We start from the raw sequence: 20,413 nt of genomic DNA, 5'->3' as shown, positions 1-20,413 counted from the left end.
ACCGTGGAACCGATGGAACGCATCCGACTAAGCCGTGACGTGGTCTGCACCATGGTGCCCTCGGGGCAGAAGGTGCTCGCCTCCAAGGACACGCCCGTCGAATTGATGCAGGCCCTGGGCGGCAGTTTCACCATCAAGGCGCGCGGTCATCTGCTCCGGGTCGAGGGCAAGGATGCCGACGCGCTGGGCAAGGAGCCGCCCCCGCAGCCCGAGCTACCGGCGAACGCCTCCGACGACGAGGTCGAGGAGATGGTCTGGGAGCAGCTGCGCGGCGTGTTCGATCCCGAGATCCCGATCAACATCGTCGATCTGGGCCTGGTCTACAAGGTCAAGGTGGAATCACTGCCGGTTGCCGGCCGCCGGGTGGAAGTCGACATGACTCTGACCGCGCCAGGTTGCGGCATGGGCGGCGTGATCGCCTCGGATGCCCATCAGCGGATCATGGAGATCCCCACCATCGAGGAAGCGGCGGTGGAACTGGTCTTCGACCCGCCCTGGAGCCGCGAGATGATGTCCGATGAGGCGAAACTCGCCACGGGCATGTTCTAGGTCGGTTGGGAACGACCTCGTACTCAATAAATCAAACGGATAAGAGAGACATCGTGAGCGAATCCCTCGACGAAAACTGGATCCGGGTCTGTGAACAGCGCGAGCTGGCTCCCGGCGAGCGACGCGTAGTGGAAGGTCCGGACGTCGACATACTGGTGGTCAACGCCGACGGCGTGATCCTGGCCGTGGCCGACGAATGCAGCCACCAGGAACTGCCGATTTCCGAGGGCCCGCTGGACGGGAACATCATCACCTGCCCGTGGCACAACGCCGAGTTCTGCCTACGGGACGGCGAGGCCCTTTCAGCCCCGGCCTACGAACCGATCAACTGTTACGATGTTCGAGTCGAAAACGACACCATTTTTGTTGCCAAGATGCCGCGCGACGGCTAAAGGCGAGCATTGCTGGAGGAGCGACATGACCGCTCAGACGCACAGCGCACAACCTGTTACCGACACGCCCGTCACGCCGGTCGACCCGGCGGCGATCGAGGCCGCGCGCGAACGCGCCGCTGCCCTGCCCGAGGGTCAGGGACTGACCATGACCGAGGCGGCACGCAAGCACCTCGAGCGCACGTTCGCCGACGATCCGGCAGCGCTGGGCCTGCGGCTGGGCATCAAGAAGTCCGGCTGCTCCGGGTTTGCCTACGTGATGGACGTGGCGCGCGACGTCGCCGATGACGATCTGTGGTTCGACTGCAACGGCATGCCGATCATCACCGATCCACAGAGTCTGGATGCGATCCACGGTTCGGAGCTGGATTACGTGGTCGACGGCCTGACGCGCATGCTCCACGTGAACAACCCCAACGTCGAGGACAGCTGCGGCTGCGGCGAGAGCTTCACCGTCCGCGAAACCGACTGACCAGGAGTCACCCCATGGCCGATCAGGCGCCCAGCATCGACGCCGAGATCCAGGCGCTAAAGGACGAATTCGCCTTTCTCGGCGACTGGACCGAGCGCTACCAGTACATCATGGACATGGGCAAGCAGATGCCCGCGTTCCCGTCCGAAAAGCAGGACGAGGCGCACAAGTTCCATGGCTGCCAGTCGCAGGTGTGGTTCGACTACGAGTGGGACGACGACCGGCTCGAGTTGCGCGGCACCAGCGACGCGATGATCGTCAATGGCCTGATCGCCCTGCTCTTTCGCGTGTATTCGGGCCGAACCGCCGATGAGATCCTGGCGACCGATGGCAGCTTCATCGACGAACTGGGCCTGTCCTCGCACCTGTCGGCCAATCGCGCGACCGGGCTGTCGAACATGATCGAAAAAATCCGGCAACTGGCCGCCGAACGCGCTGCCGCCTGATCACGCCGCGAGCCACTTTCCCGGCCCTACCCCGACAAGAGAATCCGACGGCCTGTCGCCGACGCCTCCCGTCTGCGTGGGTAGCCATCAGCCCGGTGACGAATCGACCAGCGATTCCATCATGCATTGATGTGCCGGGCTCGCCATCAGTTCACGTTGCCGGTACAGCATCATCGCCGCTTCGGGACACAATCCCTTCTCGACGGGCAACACCGTCAGATCCGTCTCTTCACGGGCCTGATGCTCAGGCAACCAGCCGAAACCCATCCCCGATCGCATCAGCTCAACCGCCGTGTGCAGGTGATCGACCGTGACCCGCTGTGCCGCCCCCAGCCAGCCGGCATTCGCCCCGCGCTCGGGGTGTGAATCCCGCAGCACCACCTGTCGATGCTGGCGCAGTTGTCCCTCGGCGAGCAGCTGCCCCGCCGGCATGGCCTCGACCTCTTGGGCCAGGGCATGGCCCGGACCGACGCAAGGGACGAAGCGCACTCGACCGACCTGAACGCCGGTGTGATCCCCCAGCGGTTCGAGCCCCAGATAGATACCGACATCGCCGTCCCGGAACAGTGCCGGCCCGCCCCCGAGCACCGTCTCGAACAATTCGAGCCGCGTGTGCGGGTAATCCGTCGAGAAGCGTTCCATGGCCTCGATCAGCCGATCGTGTGGAAACACCTGGTCGACGGCCAGGCGCATGACCGACGCGCCGGTGTCACGAAACTGCTCGATGACCCCGCGCACCCCTTCGAGCTCGCGAATCAGCGGGCGCATATGCTCGAGCAGGATCGAGCCGGCCTCCGTCAGTTGAATGCGCCGGGCCCGCGTCTCGACCAGCGTCACACCGATGCGACGTTCGAGCTGCTTGATGGCGTGACTGATGGTCGACGGTGTTCGGTGCAACCGCTCGGAAGCCGGTTTGAGCCCACCGAGTTCAATCACCGTTTCCAGCCAGTGCCAGGTGCGAAAATCGTCCATCGTCACTCCTCAATGCGAAACACGGACTATACCCATCGTTTCGTCATCAGGGCCATCCCTCCGGCTGGAACAATGGCCGTATACGAAAAAATCCCCCGAACCCGGCCTGACACGGGTCGCGGAGGAAAGACCGCAGGAGCATCGGTCGACGCCACCCTTTCGGGTGGTCAGAGCGCGTAAGGGATGCGGATACCGAGGGTGAAATCCGGGGCATCCGGTGTCAGGCCGACACCAAGGGTGGTAACCAGGGTGGTTTTCTTGCCCAGGGCGTAGGTGAGACCGAGATTGAACATGGCGGAATTGGCGTCACTACCGATCAGATCGACCCACTCATCACCTTCGTACTTGGTTCGAGCCTTGTCATTGATCTGTTGCGAGAACGACATCGAGAGGCTGGCGCGATCGTTCAACGCAAACGCCAGGCCCAGGCCCCAGTTCCAGCTGCCACCCAAGCTGACCTCGCCGGGATTGACCGTATCGGGGTCATTGTTGAGATCGTCAAAACTGCGCGAGATGTAGTGCGTGTAACCGAAGTTGGCGAACAGCAGTGCCGGGTCGAGCGTCTTGACTGCGGACACGGACGCGCCCACGCCCCAGAGCCCATTGCCGGTTGCCTGTTCTTCCGGTACCGCGAAACGCACGAAGGAGTTGCCCTCGGCATCCTTGCCGGTTTCGATCACGCGCCAGTCGATTCCATAAGGCTCTCGGCCGGTCGGCGCGATCACGCTTCCGGTCAGCACCACGTCGGGTCGACTGACCGTTTCCGGGAACAGCCGATAACTGAGGTTTACGGTCGTGTCGCCGATCGCCAGATCACTGGTCTGATCGATCTCGGCAATTGCCGCTGCCGAACCACCGGCCCCACCTTTCTGATAGGTCGTGTAGCGCTGGATGAAGGGTGCCGATATGCCGATGTTCCAGCGCGGTGTCAGGCCATAACGAGCCGCCAGTGTGTACTTGAAGGTGTCCGAGGCGACGTTGTCCACCGCGATGTTGCCGAGAAAGATCGCATCGAGGGCAAGAAACCCGTTTAGCGTTAGCTGAGTGCGGTCATAACGGCTGTACTCGAAACCTGCCTCGATCACCAGCGGCCGGTCGAAGGCTACGTGTTCCTGCTGTAGGAAGTCATCGACGCTCCGGCGGGTCGCCTGTCGTTTGTCATCGGCAGTTGGGGCGGTACGCACCGCTCCCTCTGCCTGGTCCTCGCCAGTCGACGCCTGTGGACTGCTTTGGGGGGATGCCTCGAGATCGCCTTCCGGGGCGACCCCGGCTTCGGACAGACGTGTCTGCACGGCTATCAAGCGAGCGTCGATTTCGCGCAGTCGTCGCACCTCGTCGACGTATCGCTTCTTGAGTTCGTCCAGTTCGGACCGAAGGTACTGAACGTTATCGGCCTCGTTGGCCGCCCAGGTCACCGGTGTCAACCCCAGCGACAGGCATACAGTCAGGGTCGACAAAGCCACCGGTACGCGGTTTGTCCGCACCGGCCACTCCTTGCTCCTTGCATCCATGGCTTATCTCCTTGGGGGTTGTCCCCTCGTTTGCCACTCGTGTTTTCTTTGAGTCAGATGCCGCCGCGCAATGTAGCCAGCGATTGTCCTACCTGCCGTTGCAGGCGTTCACGATTGTTCATTTGACCCGGATCGATCCCGACCACCAGCCGCAACTGGTTATTGACCACCTGGTGGTCACCGGCCAACCGGATCATCTGGGAGGCATTTCCGGCCTGAAATCCTTGAAAGACACGGGAGTTACCCATTTGCATGCTCACTCCGGCCTGTCGCCCGCCGTTGGATAGCCCCGAGGCCACCAACGCCCCGCCCTGCTGGATTTCGACGTTGTATCCGCTACTCGACGTCGTACCGCCGCCGCTGTGCGGTTCGATGCGTACGTCGAAATAGTTGTCCGCGCGGTTGTCATTGCCAGCCACCTGGATTTGTTGGCGTATCCCGCGCGTCTCGCCGGCATTGCTTCCCTCGACGCTATGCGAACCCGAGGTGGCTACGCTGGGCGTTCCCTCGATGGACACGGTGGGAGCGAACGTGACTGTGGGTTGGCTCCCGCCCCGATCGATGCCGACCGTGAGTCCGGCGGACATCGTGCCGCCCGTGGTATCCCACTGCGTGATCATCTCGACGCCGAAATACATCACGCGGTTATCGGCAGCGATAAAGCGCCCGCGCATCTGCGCCAGTTCCGGATCGCTCAGTGCCACGATGGCCGGGTTGGCGGCGAGGACCTTTCCGCTGACAAACAGGCCGGCAAGGGCCAGACCGACGGCTACGCCCCCGACCAGCAACACCTTGGTGGGCAGGCCGGAAACGGGCCGGTCGCGATCGGGTGCGGGCTGGTTGTAATAGTGGATCGATCGAATGCAGTGCTTGCGTTTCATGATGAATGCCCTCAAAGAGCCGTCGACCTCAGAACAGGTCGGCATGCTTAAAACCAAAATCGAGCAGGTCCGCTGTGGGCACTTGCCCCGAACGCCCGTGCAAGTCGCCACTGCTGGGGATATCGGTGCTTTCCAATAGGACCGTCTGCCGATCAAATCCGGGGCCGATCACCGCGAACACGGTTTGCGACGGCCAGGCCTCGATGAATTCTTCCGTCGTGTAGCGCCTGTTGCCCAAGGCCGGGTCGGCGACGTGGACGTAACCATCACCAGCCGTCTTGAGCACGACGAAGTGCTGGTACCCGTTGACGTCCATCAACACGATCGTGGGCACGCTGATCCGGCCTAGGCGGGTAAGATCGATCTCGTAGCCGCGTCCGCGATAGCCAAGCTGCTGGAGGTAATGTTTCATCTCCAGCAGAGAGAAACCGCGCGTGCGCACCTGTTCGTGGTCGGAAACGCCCCACATCCCGGCGAGCACCGTCGCCTCATCAAGGTTGAGGCCGTAGCCGTGCTTGAGCAGCGTTGCGAGTGCCGCCGCCCCGCACGAGAAATCGAATTGCTGACGAACGACGTTGCGATAGCGCCGCTCGAGCATGCTTTCCACCGGCTTTTCCATCACCTGGCCGTGCGGCAGTATTCCGGCGAACTGAACATCGGCCGCCTGGACCGGCAACGCAACCATCGCGGTCATGCAACTCGTGACCGCCAACAGCCATGCAGATACGCAATGCTTGCGAACTGCGACGGGGATGGATGGAGTGATGGCCGTTGCCTGCACGATGATTCCTCCATGGAAATTCGAGGGTGATGCTGTGGTCAGTCGCCTTTCCGGACGGCACCGATCAAAGGTGGCCGTCTGGAAAGACGGGGCGCTTGCGCGCCCCGTCGACCGATGGGTTATCGGGTTTTATTGCTCGCCGCCGTTGCCGTTGCCAGCACCGCCGCCTACGCAGGTGTTGCAGGCCACAGCCATGGAGAGCGAGTTGCTCTGCAGGTTGCCGGTGCCCGAAGCGACGTTCACGCCGATGTTGCCGCTGGCGTTGGAGAACGCGTTGCCCAGCAGGGAGGAGTCGTTCTTGGCGTTGACGACCACGTAGCGAGTGGTGGCCACTTCGCCGGAGACGCCAGCCAGGTCGATGGTGCCGCGTTCACGGAAACCGAGGGTGCCGTCTGCTTCCATGTCAGAAGCGCCGAAGGCCAGTGCCCCGCCGTCGCCATTCAGGTCGGAACCGCCCTGAGTGGCCGTGTCGAGGTCGAAGTGACCATCAGCACTGCCCCCCGGGTGCGGAGCGTCGGTCCAGATGTCCGGATAGACGTCGCCGATCTGATCCATCGAGCCGCTGATATCCGCGCTGAGTTGACCGGTACCGCCACCGGAATACGTACCGCTACCCGACAAGGTGACCGCGGTGGTGTCGGTGTACTGCTCAGTCCGACCTTCGTTGCGGATGCTGTTGCCATACGACTCCTGGTCGCTGTTCAGGCTGGCGCTGGCCACGCGTGCCGTGGAGACCGAAGCCGCCATGGTGTTCTTCTGAGCATTGCCGGTACCGGCAGCGACGTTCACGCCGATGTTGCCCGACGCATTGGCGAATGCGCTCTGGCCGATGCTGGCGTTGTTCATCACACCGCTGTTACGGGTGGTGTTAACCAGGTTTGACTGATCGACATCCACGCTGGCGTAGGATTCACCGAAGACGAACCCGGCATCCACAGCCGCCAGGGCCGCAGCGTTGTCCTGCACGTTGGTATCGCCAGCAGCGACGTTCATGCCGATGTTGCCCGAGGCGCCATTGCCAACGTTGTCACCGATGCTGGCGTTGTTGGTCAGCTTGATGTTTTGCACATCGTTGGAGTGGATGATCTGACGATCGTGCGCCGTGGCACCGGCCGAGGCATTGATCACGATGTCACGCAACACCCGATCGACACGTTCCATCTCGTTATGGGTCTTGTTGACCGAGATGTTCTTCTCGACATCAACGTTCTTCTCGACATCGATGTTCTTTTCAACGTTGATGTCGTGGTCGACTGCGACGTTGGTGTTCACATCAGTGTTGATGTTCTTGTCCACGTCGATAGACACATCACGGTCGATGTTCTGCTCGTACTGATCGCCGTAATCGTTGTTGACGTAGTCGACGTAGTCGCCATCGCCCGTAGCCATGACGGGGCCGGAAATTACCGCGGCGACCGCGGACGCGATCAATGTCATCTTGAGTTGCGTTTTCATATCACTTACCTTCTTGTTGGGGTTTCTTCGATCATGAGCTCAGGGTCGTTGGCCGGAAATCGAGAAGTGATTGCCCGTCACGTTTCGGCTACCCGACACCTGATTGATTTGGAGAACCCCTCCGAATCCGCTAAAGGCGGTGTCCGTGACAACCGCGCGATACCGTCCCGAAGAGTCCTCCCCCGACTGCCCATCCTGGGCAGCCGAATTCGACGCCTGCACCGGGTTTACCGGTTCAAGCGCACGAATCTCTTTGAAGCCCTCGCCTGCTGGGGCAAGAGCCATTGAATTGATCTGGGCATTGCCGTCACCGGCCACCTGATTGACACCCAACACGCCCTGCCCGCGAGAAAATGCCTGACCATCGATGCGTGTCTGCGCGTGCATGAACTCCGGTATCTCCAAGCCCGGGTTGTCGATACGTTGCGTGGCCAGGACGCCGCCGTTCAAAGCCCGTAGATTGGCCTGCAAGTTCGCGGAACCAGCGGCCGTGTTCACCGCCACGTTGCCGGATGCCCCTTGGGCGAAGCGCTGTCCGATCTGGTTGTCATTGAGAACGCCGAGCATCCGGTCGTATTCGACAGGCGCGACGTCATCGGCCCGAGCGTCGCCGGCGTAGATCATCTGGGCGGTCATCACCAGGGCGAACAGCCCGAGCGCCACCAGGCAGAATCGAACGAGGTGGGTGAAATCGATCGCGTGTTTGTTTCGCGTAGCCATTAGCGCTGCCCTCCCTGACCCATCAAACCCGCACCGGACAATGCACCGGTCACCGTGGAGCCGATCGATCCGGTCACCGATCCCATGGAGCCCCCCGCTGCTGAAGGCGCGGAGTCACCACGGTGCGCCGAACCACCCACTTGGTGGGTGATGGAGGTAATCGTCGCGCCGAGTCCACTCGGGGCGACCGCACTACTACTGTTGGTCCCGGCGGCTACCTGACCGTAACCATTGGGCGAGATTTCCAGATGGGAAAGCCCTTGCTCCAACTCGGATTTCGGGCTGGCATCGATCAATAGGGCTCGACTAGGCGGCATGGAGCGCACTGCCGGACGGGCCGGAACAGCTCGCAGAACGACAATCTCGCCCGGTTTGGCCTCGACGGCGGAACGGGAGCCCGCCGCCAACGCACTGCCTGACCCCATCAGTGCGACGAGCGCACCGGTAGCCAGTAGCAGCGTGAAAGGAATCTTGATGTCATGGGAGAACCACCGCATCCGTGTCCATTGACCGCCGGTAGCGATCCTCTGGATCGTCTCCGCCGAGGTGATGTCCTGTCTGCCAATCGTGTCGTTCATGACTTGGCTCCCTGAAATGGTTTTGGGGAGCGGCGCCCCCTGGGCCAACTACTAGGAGCAAGAGTGGGGCCAACAAACGTGGGACAGTTAAAACAGTGGGTTACGAGAGTCTGGTGGCTGAATTCGGCGCCGGTGATGCAGCCTTGATACACCCCACAGGGGGCCGAAAAGCCAAGAGCCACTCGTGGCGCGTTTGCGTCGCATCCGACGTGTTTCAGTTTCGATACACGATGAACGTGACCTACCGATAACGACCCCGGAACGTCTAAGCCGCGCACCGAGGAATCGCGCCGGGGAAGCGCGATGAGTCAGAAAAGCAGGGAGAATTCGGGAGCTATCGCAACGATGCAACGGTGAGGATCGGAGCGATTTCAACCGGCCGCCGCGCGAGTACAAAGGGGCTACTTATTGCACAGCCTGCGATCAGTCGATCGACAAACCGTGCTTGCGTATCAATCGATGCAGGGTGCACCGGGAGACATCCAGTAACCGTGCGGCCTCGGTGACGTTGTTGCCAGCCCGGGCGATTGCCTCCCCGATTACTCGTTTTTCCGCGTGCTCGCGGGCGCGTGCCAGGGTGGGAAAGTCGGATTGATCTTCGTAATGGGATTTGATTTCGGGTAACGACACTATCTGTCCGTCGGCGAGCACGATACCGCGACGTAGACGGTTCATCAGTTCGCGGATATTGCCCGGCCAGGCATAGGTGCGCATTGCCGCTTCGGTCGCCGGGCTCAAGCGTTTCCGCTTTACCCCGAGCTCGTCACAAAAACGGGCCAGATAGAACTGCGCAAGCTCAAGCACGTCGGCGCCACGATCTGCCAGCGGCGGCATCTCCAGGGGCAACACGTCAAGACGGAACAGCAGATCTTCACGGAAGTAGCCATCGAGCACGGCGCGGTTCAGATCGACGTGTGTGGCGGCGATGATGCGAGCGTCGACCGTCACCGTGGTGTCGCCGCCCACACGCTGTATGTCGCCCTGCTGCAGGAATCGCAGCAGATTTACCTGGACTTCCATCGGCAGATCGCCAATCTCGTCGAGGAACAAGGTGCCTCCGTGCGCCTGCTCCACCCAGCCGATTCGCCGCTTGGCAGCCCCGGTGAACGCCCCCTTCTCATGACCGAACAATTCCGACTGGATCAGGTTTGGGCTGAGTGTTCCGCAGTTGACCGCGACAAACGGCTTGTCGGATCGGTCGGATTGAAGATGTATTGAGCGGGCAGCAAGTTCCTTGCCGGTACCGGTGGGTCCGGTAATCAGCACCGGTAGGTGATTACCGGCATAACGGTGGACCTGGCGCCGCACTGCTTGCATGGCGTCACTTTGGCCGACCAGTTCGTTGGCGCCCTCCCCACCCACACCGCAGGCGACCTCGCTTGCAGCATGCAGGTCGGCTACTCGGGCCATCGTCCAGGCGTGTCCAATCGAGAAGGTCAGTCGGGTAGGTTCGATCGGCGCAAAGCAGAAATCGAAGAAGTAGGCGTGCAGGAAGCTGGCATGGGCGGGGTTGTCGGCCTGCGGCTTTTCGATGATCGCTACCAGTTGCAGGCAGGGAAATTCACGGCAGAAGGCAGGCAACCAGCTCATCGCCGACTGCATGGCGCCGCGAAGGTCGATCAACACAACGCGAACGCTATCGCGTTTGATCTGGCTGCGTAACTGATCCGGGTCCTCGACACCGACGATTTCCCAAAAGAATGACTCGGCAATGCGCCGGACCTCTTGGATCGCTTCCTGGCCACGCACGCTGAGCATCGGCAAGCGCCGAAACATGCAACCCTGGCTACTCATTGCAGCGATTTCCTCGGGACATCCATACGCCGAGCCCCCTTTGGTTCCCGGCCGCCCGACGGGCGGGGCGTCAACATCCGTGATCCAACTATCTGACTATATGCCCTTTTCCATAATTTGGACACTTTTTGCGCAATTTAAGACGCGCCGTCGTGTGAGGTATTCGCAAATGACACGACAGGGTTGGTCGCGTTTTCCCCGTAGCATTCGATCCAATACACTTTCCTGACCAGCCACCAACCGGAAGACATGACGTCTTGACGCATTCCACGGACACCCACGCCCCGATCACGCCCGGCTTTATCGTGCTGCAGGGAAATCGCCTTGAAGGCCTGCGCGATCTGTTGGTCGAGTGGCTGGGCCGTGCGCCGCTCGCCCCGTTGGAAGACGAGCGCATCCTGGTGCAGAGCAACGGCATGGCGCAGTGGTTGCGGCTAGCGCTTGGTCGCTCGCGCCGGGATGACGGGCATGGTGGATTGGGCGTCGCCACCGCCATGGACCTGCTGCTTCCCGCCCGACTGCAGTGGCAATGCTACCGAGCGGTGCTAGGCCGAGACGCCGTTCCTCCCGAGGCGCCGCTCGACAAGCCACGCCTGACCTGGCGGCTGCTGCGGCTGCTGCGCGATCCGTCGATTGCCGCCGATCCTGTCTTCGATCCACTGTCGCACTACATCGACGGCGACGAGCACCGCGCCTACCAGCTCGCCGCGCGCCTGGCCGACCAGTTCGACCAATACCAGGTCTACCGCGCCGACTGGCTCGAGCGCTGGGCCAACGACGAGGCCACCCTGCTCGGCCCCTTGGGCGAGGCCCCTGCCGTGCCCAGCGGTTCTCGCTGGCAACCGGCGCTGTGGCGCGCGATTCTCGATGACTTGGGTGCTCATCCGCCACAATCCGACGAGGGAAGCGCTCCAACGGGTTATGCCGGCCGGGCGCTGGTGCACCGCGCGTTTCTCGAGCAGGCCGCCCGCCTGAACGAACGACCAACCGATCTGCCGCGACGCATCGTGGTCTTCGGCGTCTCCGCCCTGCCCCCGCAGGTGCTCGAGGTCCTGGGCGCGATCTCTAGGTGGACGCAGGTAATCTTCTGCCTGCAAAACCCCTGCAAGCACTACTGGGGCGACATCGTCGAGGACCGGCACCTGTTCAAGGCCGCCTACCGCCGGATTAGCGAGCGCAAGGTCGACGCGACCCTCGATGATCATGCCCTGCATCAGCATGCCCACCCCCTGCTGGCCTCCTGGGGCAAGCAGGGGCGCGATCTCGTTCGGCTGGTCGACGAGTTCGACCAGGCACCCGAGCGGGCCCGGGGCAGTGAAGCGCTGAATATCGACCTGTTCGACGAACCGGAACCCACGCACCTGCTCGGACAGATCCAGGCCGACCTGTTCGACCTGTGCCCGATGAAGGAAATCGAGGCCGAGCATCGTCAGATCGACCCCGCCGACGACTCGCTGCGGTTCACCATCGCGCATAGCCCGCTGCGGGAAGTGGAAATCCTGCAGGATCAACTGCTGGCGGCGTTCGACGCCGATCCGACCCTCCGCCCGCGTGACGTGATCGTCATGGTGCCGGACATGGCCGACTACGCCGCGGCGATCAGCGCGGTGTTCGGGCGCATCGATCGGCACGACCCGCGTTACCTGCCGTTCGCCATCTCCGATCGTCCCGAGCGCGAGACGCACCCGATGCTCCGCGCGCTGGATACGCTTGTGCATCTGCCCGAGGCACGCCTGACGGCCAGCGAGGTGATGGACCTGCTGGAGGTGGACGCGTTACGGGCGCGCTTCGGTATCGCCGCCGACGATGTCGCGTTGTTGCGTCACTGGATCGAAATCGCGGGCATTCGCTGGGGGCTCGACGCCGATCACCGCCCCGATTTCGGCCTGCCGGCGGGCATCGAACAGAACAGCTGGCGGTTCGGCCTCGAGCGGCTGTTATACGCCTACCTCGCCGGCGCGGAAGACGACTGGGAAGGTATCGTGCCGGTGGGCGGAATGGACGGCATGAGCGCGGCGGTGATCGGACCGCTTTACACGTTGGTCGAGGCGCTCGGGCGCTGGCGCCATATCTTGGGAGAGAGCCATACGCCAAAGAACTGGGCAAGCGGCTTCGAGGAACTGATCGAGACGTTCTTTGATCCCGACGCCATCCCACCGGACGGGGACGAGACCAACCCGTTGGCCACGCGCGAGTCGGCGGCCAAGCTGCGCGACCGCGTGCTGGATGCCACCACCGGCTGGCTTGAGGATTGCCGCTCGGCGGCGTTCGACCAGCCGATCGGCATCGAGACGGCGCGAAGTGCCTGGCTCGATCGCCTGGATGAGCACCGCCTGAACCAGCGATTCCTCGTTGGTGCCGTGAATTTCGCCACGCTCATGCCCATGCGTGCCATCCCGTTCCGCCAGGTCTACCTGCTCGGGATGAGCGACGAGGCCTATCCGCGACGCCAGCCGGCAGCCGACTTCGACCTGATGAGCGGCCGCTACCGCCCCGGCGACCGTTCACGGCGCGAGGATGACCGCTACCTGTTCCTCGAGGCCCTGCTCTCGGCCCGCGACCGGCTGTGGATCAGCTGGGTGGGTCGCGATATCCGCGACAACCACGAGCGACCGGCTTCGGTGCTGGTCAACCAGTTGCGTGATCACATCGATCGCGGCTGGTCCGTCGGCGGCCAAGACGATGACAAGGGTGATGACCAAGATGCAGGCAAGGCATCCTCCACGCTGACGATTGAGCACCCGCTACAGCCGTTCAGCCGCGACTACTTCGCCCCGGAACGCCCCGAGCTGTTCAGTTACGCCAGCGAATGGCACGAGGTTCACGACGCACGCGAGTCAGCTTCGCCTCCATCCCCCCCCGGGGACCCGGACGAGTCGCATCCCCCCTCGCTGGCCGACCTTGCCCAGCTTCTGAAAAAACCCTGGCGCGTCTATCTCGGTCGCCACCTTGATGTGCCACCGCGCCGACAGATCAGCCTGCCGGAAGACGACGAGCCGTTCGCGCTCGATGCCCTGGGTGAATCGCAGCTCAGCGCCCACCTGCTCGATCGCGTGGTCACCCGGCTTTCCCGCGAGCCGGTGGAAACGCTAACCCCCGAGATCCTCGAGCAACGGCTACCCGAGTGGGTTGACGGTGCCCTTCAGCACATCGCCGGGTCCGGCCAATTACCCCTGCCGCCGTTCGATGAGTCGCTGCGCCGCGAACATGGCGAGGCCGTCGGTCGGCAGCTCAAGACGTGGGCAGCCTTTCAGACCCGCTACCCCGAGACCCTGGCGGGATTCCACCCGGACGACCGACTCTCGACGGAGGATGACGAATTGCTGACCGGCGAGATCAACGATATCCGTGTCGGTGGCGACGGTGCGGTCCGTCTCAAGCTCGTTCCGGGCGCCTTGCACAAGGGCAAGGAACTGAAATGGCATCGCCTCGTCGGCGAATGGCCCTACCACCTCGCTGCCCAGCTCTCCGGCCGGCCGGTAACCACCTTTCTGATCAGCGAATCCGATGCGCACAAGGAGACGCTCAGCGAACGGCCAGTCGCGATGCAGCCATTGGCGCCGGAAGAGGCCCGTGAACACCTGATGGCATTGATCGCCAGCTGGCACCATGCCTGCCGAGCACCATTGCCGGCCGAGCCACGCACCCAGATCGCCTGGCTGACGGCCAAGGACGATTTCAAACGCCGAGGTGTAGCCCGGGCGGCCTTCGAGGGCAGCGCCCAGTACGATGCCGACCTGACGCGATTGTGGCCCGAGTTCAACACCCTCGCGGCCCAGCCGGATTTCGATGTGATCGCGCAAACCATCTACCTGCCGTTGGCCAAGGCCACCCGCGGCGAACACCAGAAAGGCCTGTTGACCGAGGGAGAGGCATGAACCAACTCGACCCGATCACCTTTCCCCTGCAAGGCAGCCGCCTGATCGAGGCCAGCGCCGGCACCGGCAAGACCTTCACCATTTCCCTGCTCTACCTGAGACTGGTTCTGGGCCATCGCGCCCCTGACCGGCGGGATGCCCGGCCACTCACCCCGCCGGAGATCCTGGTCAGCACGTTTACCGAGGCGGCGGTCGCCGAACTGCGCGATCGGATTCGCAGCCGCCTGCAGCAAGCCGCATGGTTGTTTGCCGGCACCCAGACACCGGCGGAGGTCGATCCACCACTGAGCAAGCTCTACGAGGAGTTCAGCGAAACCGAACGCCCTCAGGGGGCCTTTCTGCTGCAACGTGCCGCGGAGTGGATGGACGAAGCGGCCATCTTCACCATCCACGGCTTCTGCCAGCGCATGCTGCGCGAGCACGCCTTCCACAGCGGTGCCCTGTTCGAGCAGGAGCTAGTCACCGATCTCGATCCGGTGATTGGTGACGCCATCCGGGATTTCTGGCGCACCCATGGCTATCCGCTGGCACAAACCGATGAGCGGCTTGCCCAGCAATTCGCGCGGCTCGTGGAGACCCCGGGCAAGCTCAAGCAGCAGGTCAGGGATTTGATCAAGCGCGACGGCAGCCCGCTCGCCATCGGTGATGTGACGGCCGCCTCCTCTGCCGACCTGCCGACCCCGGCCGAGTTGCTCGACCGCCTGACAGGCGATCAGAAACGCAGCGAGGCGGCCGAGGGCCGCGCCCGGAGTGCCTGGCTTGCCGATACCGGGGCACTTCACACGCTCTGGCATGGCGTGCGCGAGGGGTTGAACAAGACCAGCCACCCCGAGAAAGAGACGAGCGAGGAATTACAGGCATGGCTGGGCCACATCGATGCCTGGGCCGCCGGGGAGGGAACACTTAGCGACACCGACCGCAGGAAGCTCGCCGTACCGAAGACGAAAAAGGACCACGAGCCGCCAGTGCATCCCGCGCTGGATGCGATCGCCGACTGGAAGGAGGCGCTGGAAGGACTCGATCGCCACACAAAGGAAATCAAACCGATGATCCAGGGGTTCGCCGCCCTGTGGATCCGCGAACGCATCGCACACCTGCTCGCAGCGAGCCGGGCCATGGGTTTCGACGACATGCTGATCCAGATGCGAGACGCGGTCGATTCGACGCGCAATCCGAATGCCCGGGGCATGATCGAGGCGGTTCGCGCGCAGTACCCGGTGGCCCTGATCGACGAGTTCCAGGACACCGACCCTCTGCAGTACGCGATCTTCTCGGCCATCTACCCGCTGGGCGAGGAGCCGCCGGAGTCGGACGAACACGCCATCGTGCTGATCGGCGACCCCAAGCAGGCGATCTACAGTTTTCGCGGTGCCGACATCCACAGCTACCTCACCGCCCGTCGAGCGACGCAGGGGCGACATGCCAGCCTGCCCTGCAACTTCCGTTCGACCGAGGCGCTGGTCGGGGCCGTCAATCACCTGTTTTCCATCGCCGACCAACATTCCGATGGGGCCTTTCGCTTTCCGGCCCAAGGCGCGGGTGAGGGCGAGGAAAGTCGCTCGCCACTCCCCTTCGAGCCGGTCCAGGCCAAGGGGCGCAACAACCGCCTGGTCGACGAGCGTCGCAACGGCGAGGTACCGGCACTGACCCTGTGGACCTCGCCACCGGAGGACCCATGGACGAGCGGTGTCTTTCGCGAACAACTGGCGGTTCGCGCGGCCGGCGAGATCGCCGCGATGCTCAATGCCGGCCAGGCGGGCACCTGCGGCTTTGAAAGCGACAACGGACCACGGCTCGGTATCGCGCCACGCGACATTGCCGTGCTGGTACGCAAGCAGGAGGAAGGCAAGTTGATGCGCCGGGTGCTGGCCGATTTCGGTGTGCCGGCGGTGTTCCTGTCGGAACGCTCATCGGTGTTCGATTCGACCGAGGCCGCTGACGTGCTGGTCTGGCTGGAGGCACTGGCCGAGCCGTCCCGCAGCGATCGCATCCGCCAGGCGGTCGCGACGGCCAGCGTGGCCTTGTCGCTGGACGAACTGGAAGCGATCCTGCGTGACGAAACGCGCTTTGACGCCATCTGCCAGCGATTCCACGAATGGCACCACATCTGGCAATCACAGGGGGTGCTCGCCGCGGTCATGGGCCTGTTGCACCATTTCGCCATCCCGGCCCGTCTGCTGGCGGCGGATGAGCGCCAGAACCGCCGCGGCGAACGCCGTTTGACCAACCTGCTGCATCTGGCCGAATGGCTGCAACAGACGGATCAGGACGTCGACGGCGAAACCGCCCTGATCCATCGGCTGCACCTGGCCGTGACCGAGGGCGCGACCGAGCAGGAGATCCGCCTGGAGCAGGACAGTGCCATGGTGCGGATCGTGACCATCCATGGCTCCAAGGGCCTTCAGTATCCGGTCGTATTCCTGCCGTTCATCGCCCTGCTCGGCACGGAAAAACCCAAGTCCGGTGAGCCCGCGCGTCGCCATCGTGACGATGGAACCGTCTGGGAAATGGCGCCCGACAAGGAGGCAACGGATTTCGCGGCGCAGGAATCCATTGCCGAATCCATCCGCCTGTTCTACGTTGCGATGACCCGGGCCGAGCACGCCTGTGTGCTCGGGGCCGGCCCGGTCAAGTTCGGCAACACCAAGACGTTCAATCCCGGCATGAGTGCCTTCGGTCAGTTTCTTGGCTTCCAGCCGGGCGAGACCTGTGAACGCCCCGCCTATCTCGAACGGCTCGCCCGATGGGCCGAGCATCCCGCGATCGAGATCGAGGCCGTGCCCGAACCCCGCGATCCGGCGACTCACCGTTTCACCCCGCCACCGGAACCGGAACTCCTTGGGCCGCGCCAACCGCAGTTCGGCGCCTTCGAGCCGTGGTGGATCTCGAGCTTCTCCGCGCTCACCGCCTCGGTCGGACATTCCACCCCGCTGCCCGCCCCGGAGGCCGCACGCGACGAGGTCCGCCTCGAGACGCAAAATGCGCCTGAAAACCCCACCGCCGACAATCCGCCCACTCGCTCGCCGGAGGGCATCCACGCCCTGCCACGTGGCGCGCAGATCGGCACCCTGCTGCATGACCTGATCGAGGCGATCGCCCACGAGGGGTTTTCCCGCTACGCCAACCACCCCGAAAAGGTCCGTCGGTTGCTGGCCCAAACCGCCCATCCCGGACTGCGCGCGCTCGACGACGGGCAGGTCGAGGTGGTCGCCAGGCTGCTCGACACCCTGCTTACGACCCGCTGGCAGACTCCCGGTAACGGCGAGCTACTCGCACTCGCCGAGCAGTCGCACTACCAGGCGGAAATGGAATTCTGGTTCGCGGTGGAGGGAGCCGATCTGGGCCGGCTCGACCGCCTGGTGCGTGAACACGTCGCCCCGGGGCAGGATCGCCCCTCCATCTCCGGTCAGGCCATCAACGGCATGCTCAAGGGCTTCATCGACCTGACCGTCGAGCATGAGGGGCGCTATTACCTGATCGACTGGAAATCCAACTGGCTGGGGCCTGACCAAGCGGCCTATACCCCCGAGGCACTGGAACACGCCATCCTTGATTCACGATACGACTTGCAGTTCGTGCTCTACCTGGTTGCCCTGCATCGGCATTTGTCCGACCGCTTGCCCGGCTACGACTACGACCGCCATGTCGGTGGTGCCGCCTACGTCTTCCTTCGGGGCATCCGGTCGGCCTCCGATACACCGGACAACGCCGGTATCTACACCTGTCGCCCTCCCCGGGAACTGATCGAGGCGCTCGATACGCTCTTTACCGGAGACGAGGAGGCCGTGGCATGAGCCGACACCCTGCCCTGGCCGATAACGTCTCACTGCACGCCCTGCTCGATCGCTGGGTAGCCGCCGGGTGGTTGCGACCCATTGACCGGGCGGTTGCCGGTTTCCTCGCCCGGCGCGCGCCCGATAGCGCACCGCTGGTCCAGCTGGCCGCGGTCTTGGCTAGCCACCAGAGTGGCAGCGGGCATGTCTGCCTGGATCTGGCCGCGGTGCGGGATAATCCGGATTTCACGCTCCGCATGCCACCGGCAGAACCCACAGGGAAAGCCCAACGGGAGGCCGCCACTCCGGCAGCCGTGCTTGCCGGCATCGACCTGGCGGACTGGCAGCGGGCGTTGGCCAAGCACCGGGCGGTACACACCCTGCAATGGCAGCAGAATGAGGAGGATCACGAGGGACGGCCCTTGGTACTGGTCGAGGCGGATCGCCCGCAGCTCTACCTGCGTCGATACTGGCAGGTCGAAGGCCGCGTGGCCGAGGGGCTCGCCAAGCGTGATGCGGCCGACCAGCCGTCCCCACAGAGCGTGCGCCCGGTGTTGGATGCCCTCTATCCCGCGAGTGACGATACCCAGACGACCGACTGGCAGAAGATCGCCTGCGCGCTGGCGGCATACCAGCCGTTTTCGATCATCACCGGCGGGCCGGGTACCGGCAAGACCACCACGGTGGTCCGGCTGTTGGCGGCGTTGACGTCGCTGCACTTGGGCCGCGAAAACGGCTCGTCCCTGCCGCGAATCGCCCTGTGTGCGCCGACCGGCAAGGCCGCCGCGCGGTTGGCCGAGTCCATCGGCGAGAAGGTGCGCGAGATCGCGGCCATTCGCGCCGACAACTTTGACGTGGAGCACTGGCCGGCCGTGGCCGCACACCTGCCCGAGGAGGTGCAGACCATCCACCGCCTGATCGGCACGCGCCCGCTGGCGGAAAAACCTCGGCATCACCGCGACAACCCGCTCGATCTGGACATCGTGGTGGTCGACGAGGCCTCGATGGTCGGCATGGAATTGATGGGACAACTGGTCGAGGCCCTGCCCGAGCGTTGTCGACTGGTGATGCTAGGTGACAAGGACCAGCTCGCCTCGGTCGAGGCCGGTGCCGTGCTAGGTGAGCTCTGTCGACACGCCGATAGCGGGGATTACCCCGAGGCACTACGCGACTACCTGCAGGCGGCCAGCGGCCAGCCGGTTCCGACCCATGCCTCCGACACGGGGGCATCGGCGGATCGGGCGGATCCCGTCCAGGCACACATTGCCACACTGCGCGTCTCCCATCGCTTCGGCCAGGACAGCGCCATCGGTGCCCTGGCGCGTGCCGTGAATCGCGGTGACGTCGCGGGGGCGATTCAAATTCTCGAAGGCGCCGATGGCGAGCCGGCCATCAGCGAGGTCGACTGGTTGCTCGACCGTCCCGACGCAGATCACTCCGACCCAGTCGCCGCCCGGGTGATCGAGGGACTGCGCCCCTGGCTGTCGATGATCGCCGCGCAGCCGGACGGCTTCGACCCGGATTCGCCCGAGGACGAGGCCACGATAGTCGAGCTATTCCGTCGGCATAACGATTTCCAGCTCCTGTGCGCCCTGCGCCGCGGCCCCGCCGGAGTCGAGGGCCTCAATGCGCGGGTGCAGGAATGGCTTTCACGAGAGGGTCTCTTGCCCGCCACCGAGCGCATCGGGCGGTCCACCGCCTGGTACCCGGGACGTCCGGTGATCGTGACCCGCAACGATGCCCAACTGGATCTCGCGAATGGCGACATGGGACTCACCCTGCCGGCTCGTCTGGACAACGGCGACGTCGGGCTGCGCGTGGTCTTCCCGGCCGAACCCGACGCCGGCCGCTCCGGACGGCACTTCCACTGGGTCAGTCCCACGCGCCTGTCCGAGGTCGAAACGGCATTCGCGCTGACCGTTCACAAGTCGCAGGGCTCGGAATTCACTCGGGTCGCCATGGTCATGCCCGAACACAGCAACCCGATCCTGACCCGCGAATTGCTCTACACGGCCATTACGCGAGCGAAACAACGGTTTACCCTGGTCTCGCCGATTCGAGCGGGCGACGAGCCCGACTCACAGGCCCGGGCCGTGCTCAAGAGCGCGATCACAAGTGTCACCCGCCGATCCGGCAACCTGCGCGAGCGGTTGGTCCAGCGCCTGCGCGCCCTCCCGCATTGAGGACATGGAGTGGCGCCAAAGCGGATGA

15 protein-coding genes are annotated in these 20,413 nt (G+C 63.8%); 7 read left to right on the top strand and 8 right to left on the bottom strand.

The genetic code is table 11. The annotated features are described in order from the left end of the window. The first annotated feature begins 3 nt into the window (after positions 1-3). The 4 genes from sufT to VWP12_RS08005 are packed head-to-tail and all read left to right on the top strand — an operon-like array spanning position 4 to position 1,859. Positions 4-549, top strand: coding sequence for a putative Fe-S cluster assembly protein SufT (gene sufT / locus VWP12_RS08020; protein WP_410473703.1), 546 nt, complete (start codon positions 4-6; stop codon positions 547-549). A 53-nt stretch (positions 550-602) separates the two neighbouring features. Then, positions 603-941: a Rieske (2Fe-2S) protein gene (locus tag VWP12_RS08015; protein ID WP_410473702.1), complete on the top strand. Its 339-nt coding sequence runs from the start codon at positions 603-605 to the stop codon at positions 939-941. A gap of 25 nt (positions 942-966) precedes the next feature. Then, entirely contained in the window at positions 967-1,413 is a 447-nt protein-coding gene (locus VWP12_RS08010; RefSeq protein ID WP_410473701.1) for a HesB/IscA family protein, read from the top strand. A 14-nt stretch (positions 1,414-1,427) separates the two neighbouring features. Next, positions 1,428-1,859: a SufE family protein gene (locus VWP12_RS08005; protein ID WP_410473700.1), complete on the top strand. Its 432-nt coding sequence runs from the start codon at positions 1,428-1,430 to the stop codon at positions 1,857-1,859. An 87-nt stretch (positions 1,860-1,946) separates the two neighbouring features. Here the strand turns inward: VWP12_RS08005 and VWP12_RS08000 are convergent, their stop codons facing one another. The 8 genes from VWP12_RS08000 to VWP12_RS07965 all read right to left on the bottom strand — a co-directional run bounded on the left by VWP12_RS08000 (position 1,947) and on the right by VWP12_RS07965 (position 10,551). Next, complete coding sequence (locus VWP12_RS08000; RefSeq protein ID WP_410473699.1) at positions 1,947-2,831, bottom strand: LysR family transcriptional regulator; 885 nt, start codon at positions 2,829-2,831, stop codon at positions 1,947-1,949. 167 nt (positions 2,832-2,998) lie between these two features. Then, positions 2,999-4,342, bottom strand: coding sequence for a hypothetical protein (locus VWP12_RS07995; protein ID WP_410473698.1), 1,344 nt, complete (start codon positions 4,340-4,342; stop codon positions 2,999-3,001). A 53-nt stretch (positions 4,343-4,395) separates the two neighbouring features. Next, positions 4,396-5,223 (bottom strand): hypothetical protein, encoded by an 828-nt coding sequence (locus VWP12_RS07990; RefSeq protein WP_410473697.1) that lies wholly within the window; start codon positions 5,221-5,223, stop codon positions 4,396-4,398. A gap of 28 nt (positions 5,224-5,251) precedes the next feature. Continuing rightward, entirely contained in the window at positions 5,252-6,004 is a 753-nt protein-coding gene (locus VWP12_RS07985; protein WP_410473696.1) for a C39 family peptidase, read from the bottom strand. A 129-nt stretch (positions 6,005-6,133) separates the two neighbouring features. Continuing rightward, positions 6,134-7,459 (bottom strand): hypothetical protein, encoded by a 1,326-nt coding sequence (locus tag VWP12_RS07980; protein ID WP_410473695.1) that lies wholly within the window; start codon positions 7,457-7,459, stop codon positions 6,134-6,136. Positions 7,460-7,498: 39 nt separating this feature from the next. Next, on the bottom strand, positions 7,499-8,179 hold the full coding sequence (locus VWP12_RS07975) for a hypothetical protein (protein ID WP_410473694.1): 681 nt from the start codon (positions 8,177-8,179) through the stop codon (positions 7,499-7,501). Beyond that, the gene (locus tag VWP12_RS07970) at positions 8,179-8,757 is read right to left on the bottom strand and encodes a hypothetical protein (RefSeq protein WP_410473693.1); all 579 of its coding nucleotides are present in this window, start codon (positions 8,755-8,757) and stop codon (positions 8,179-8,181) included. The genes VWP12_RS07975 and VWP12_RS07970 overlap by 1 nt, the downstream gene beginning before the upstream one ends. Positions 8,758-9,180: 423 nt before the next feature. Next, the gene (locus VWP12_RS07965; RefSeq protein WP_410473692.1) at positions 9,181-10,551 is read right to left on the bottom strand and encodes a sigma-54 interaction domain-containing protein; all 1,371 of its coding nucleotides are present in this window, start codon (positions 10,549-10,551) and stop codon (positions 9,181-9,183) included. Positions 10,552-10,808: 257 nt separating this feature from the next. On the opposite strand from VWP12_RS07965, the gene recC reads away from it, so the two are divergent. The 3 genes from recC to recD are packed head-to-tail and all read left to right on the top strand — an operon-like array spanning position 10,809 to position 20,385. Then, on the top strand, positions 10,809-14,429 hold the full coding sequence (gene recC / locus VWP12_RS07960; protein ID WP_410473691.1) for an exodeoxyribonuclease V subunit gamma: 3,621 nt from the start codon (positions 10,809-10,811) through the stop codon (positions 14,427-14,429). Next, positions 14,426-18,223, top strand: coding sequence for an exodeoxyribonuclease V subunit beta (recB, locus tag VWP12_RS07955; protein WP_410473690.1), 3,798 nt, complete (start codon positions 14,426-14,428; stop codon positions 18,221-18,223). The genes recC and recB overlap by 4 nt, the downstream gene beginning before the upstream one ends. After that, positions 18,220-20,385, top strand: coding sequence for an exodeoxyribonuclease V subunit alpha (gene recD, locus VWP12_RS07950; RefSeq protein ID WP_410473689.1), 2,166 nt, complete (start codon positions 18,220-18,222; stop codon positions 20,383-20,385). Before recB ends, recD begins: the two co-directional genes overlap by 4 nt. Positions 20,386-20,413: the final 28 nt, after the last annotated feature.

Source organism: Guyparkeria sp. TX1 (assembly GCF_046523965.1).
Classification (GTDB): domain Bacteria; phylum Pseudomonadota; class Gammaproteobacteria; order Halothiobacillales; family Halothiobacillaceae; genus Guyparkeria.
This window is presented reverse-complemented; position numbering and strand designations above follow the sequence as displayed.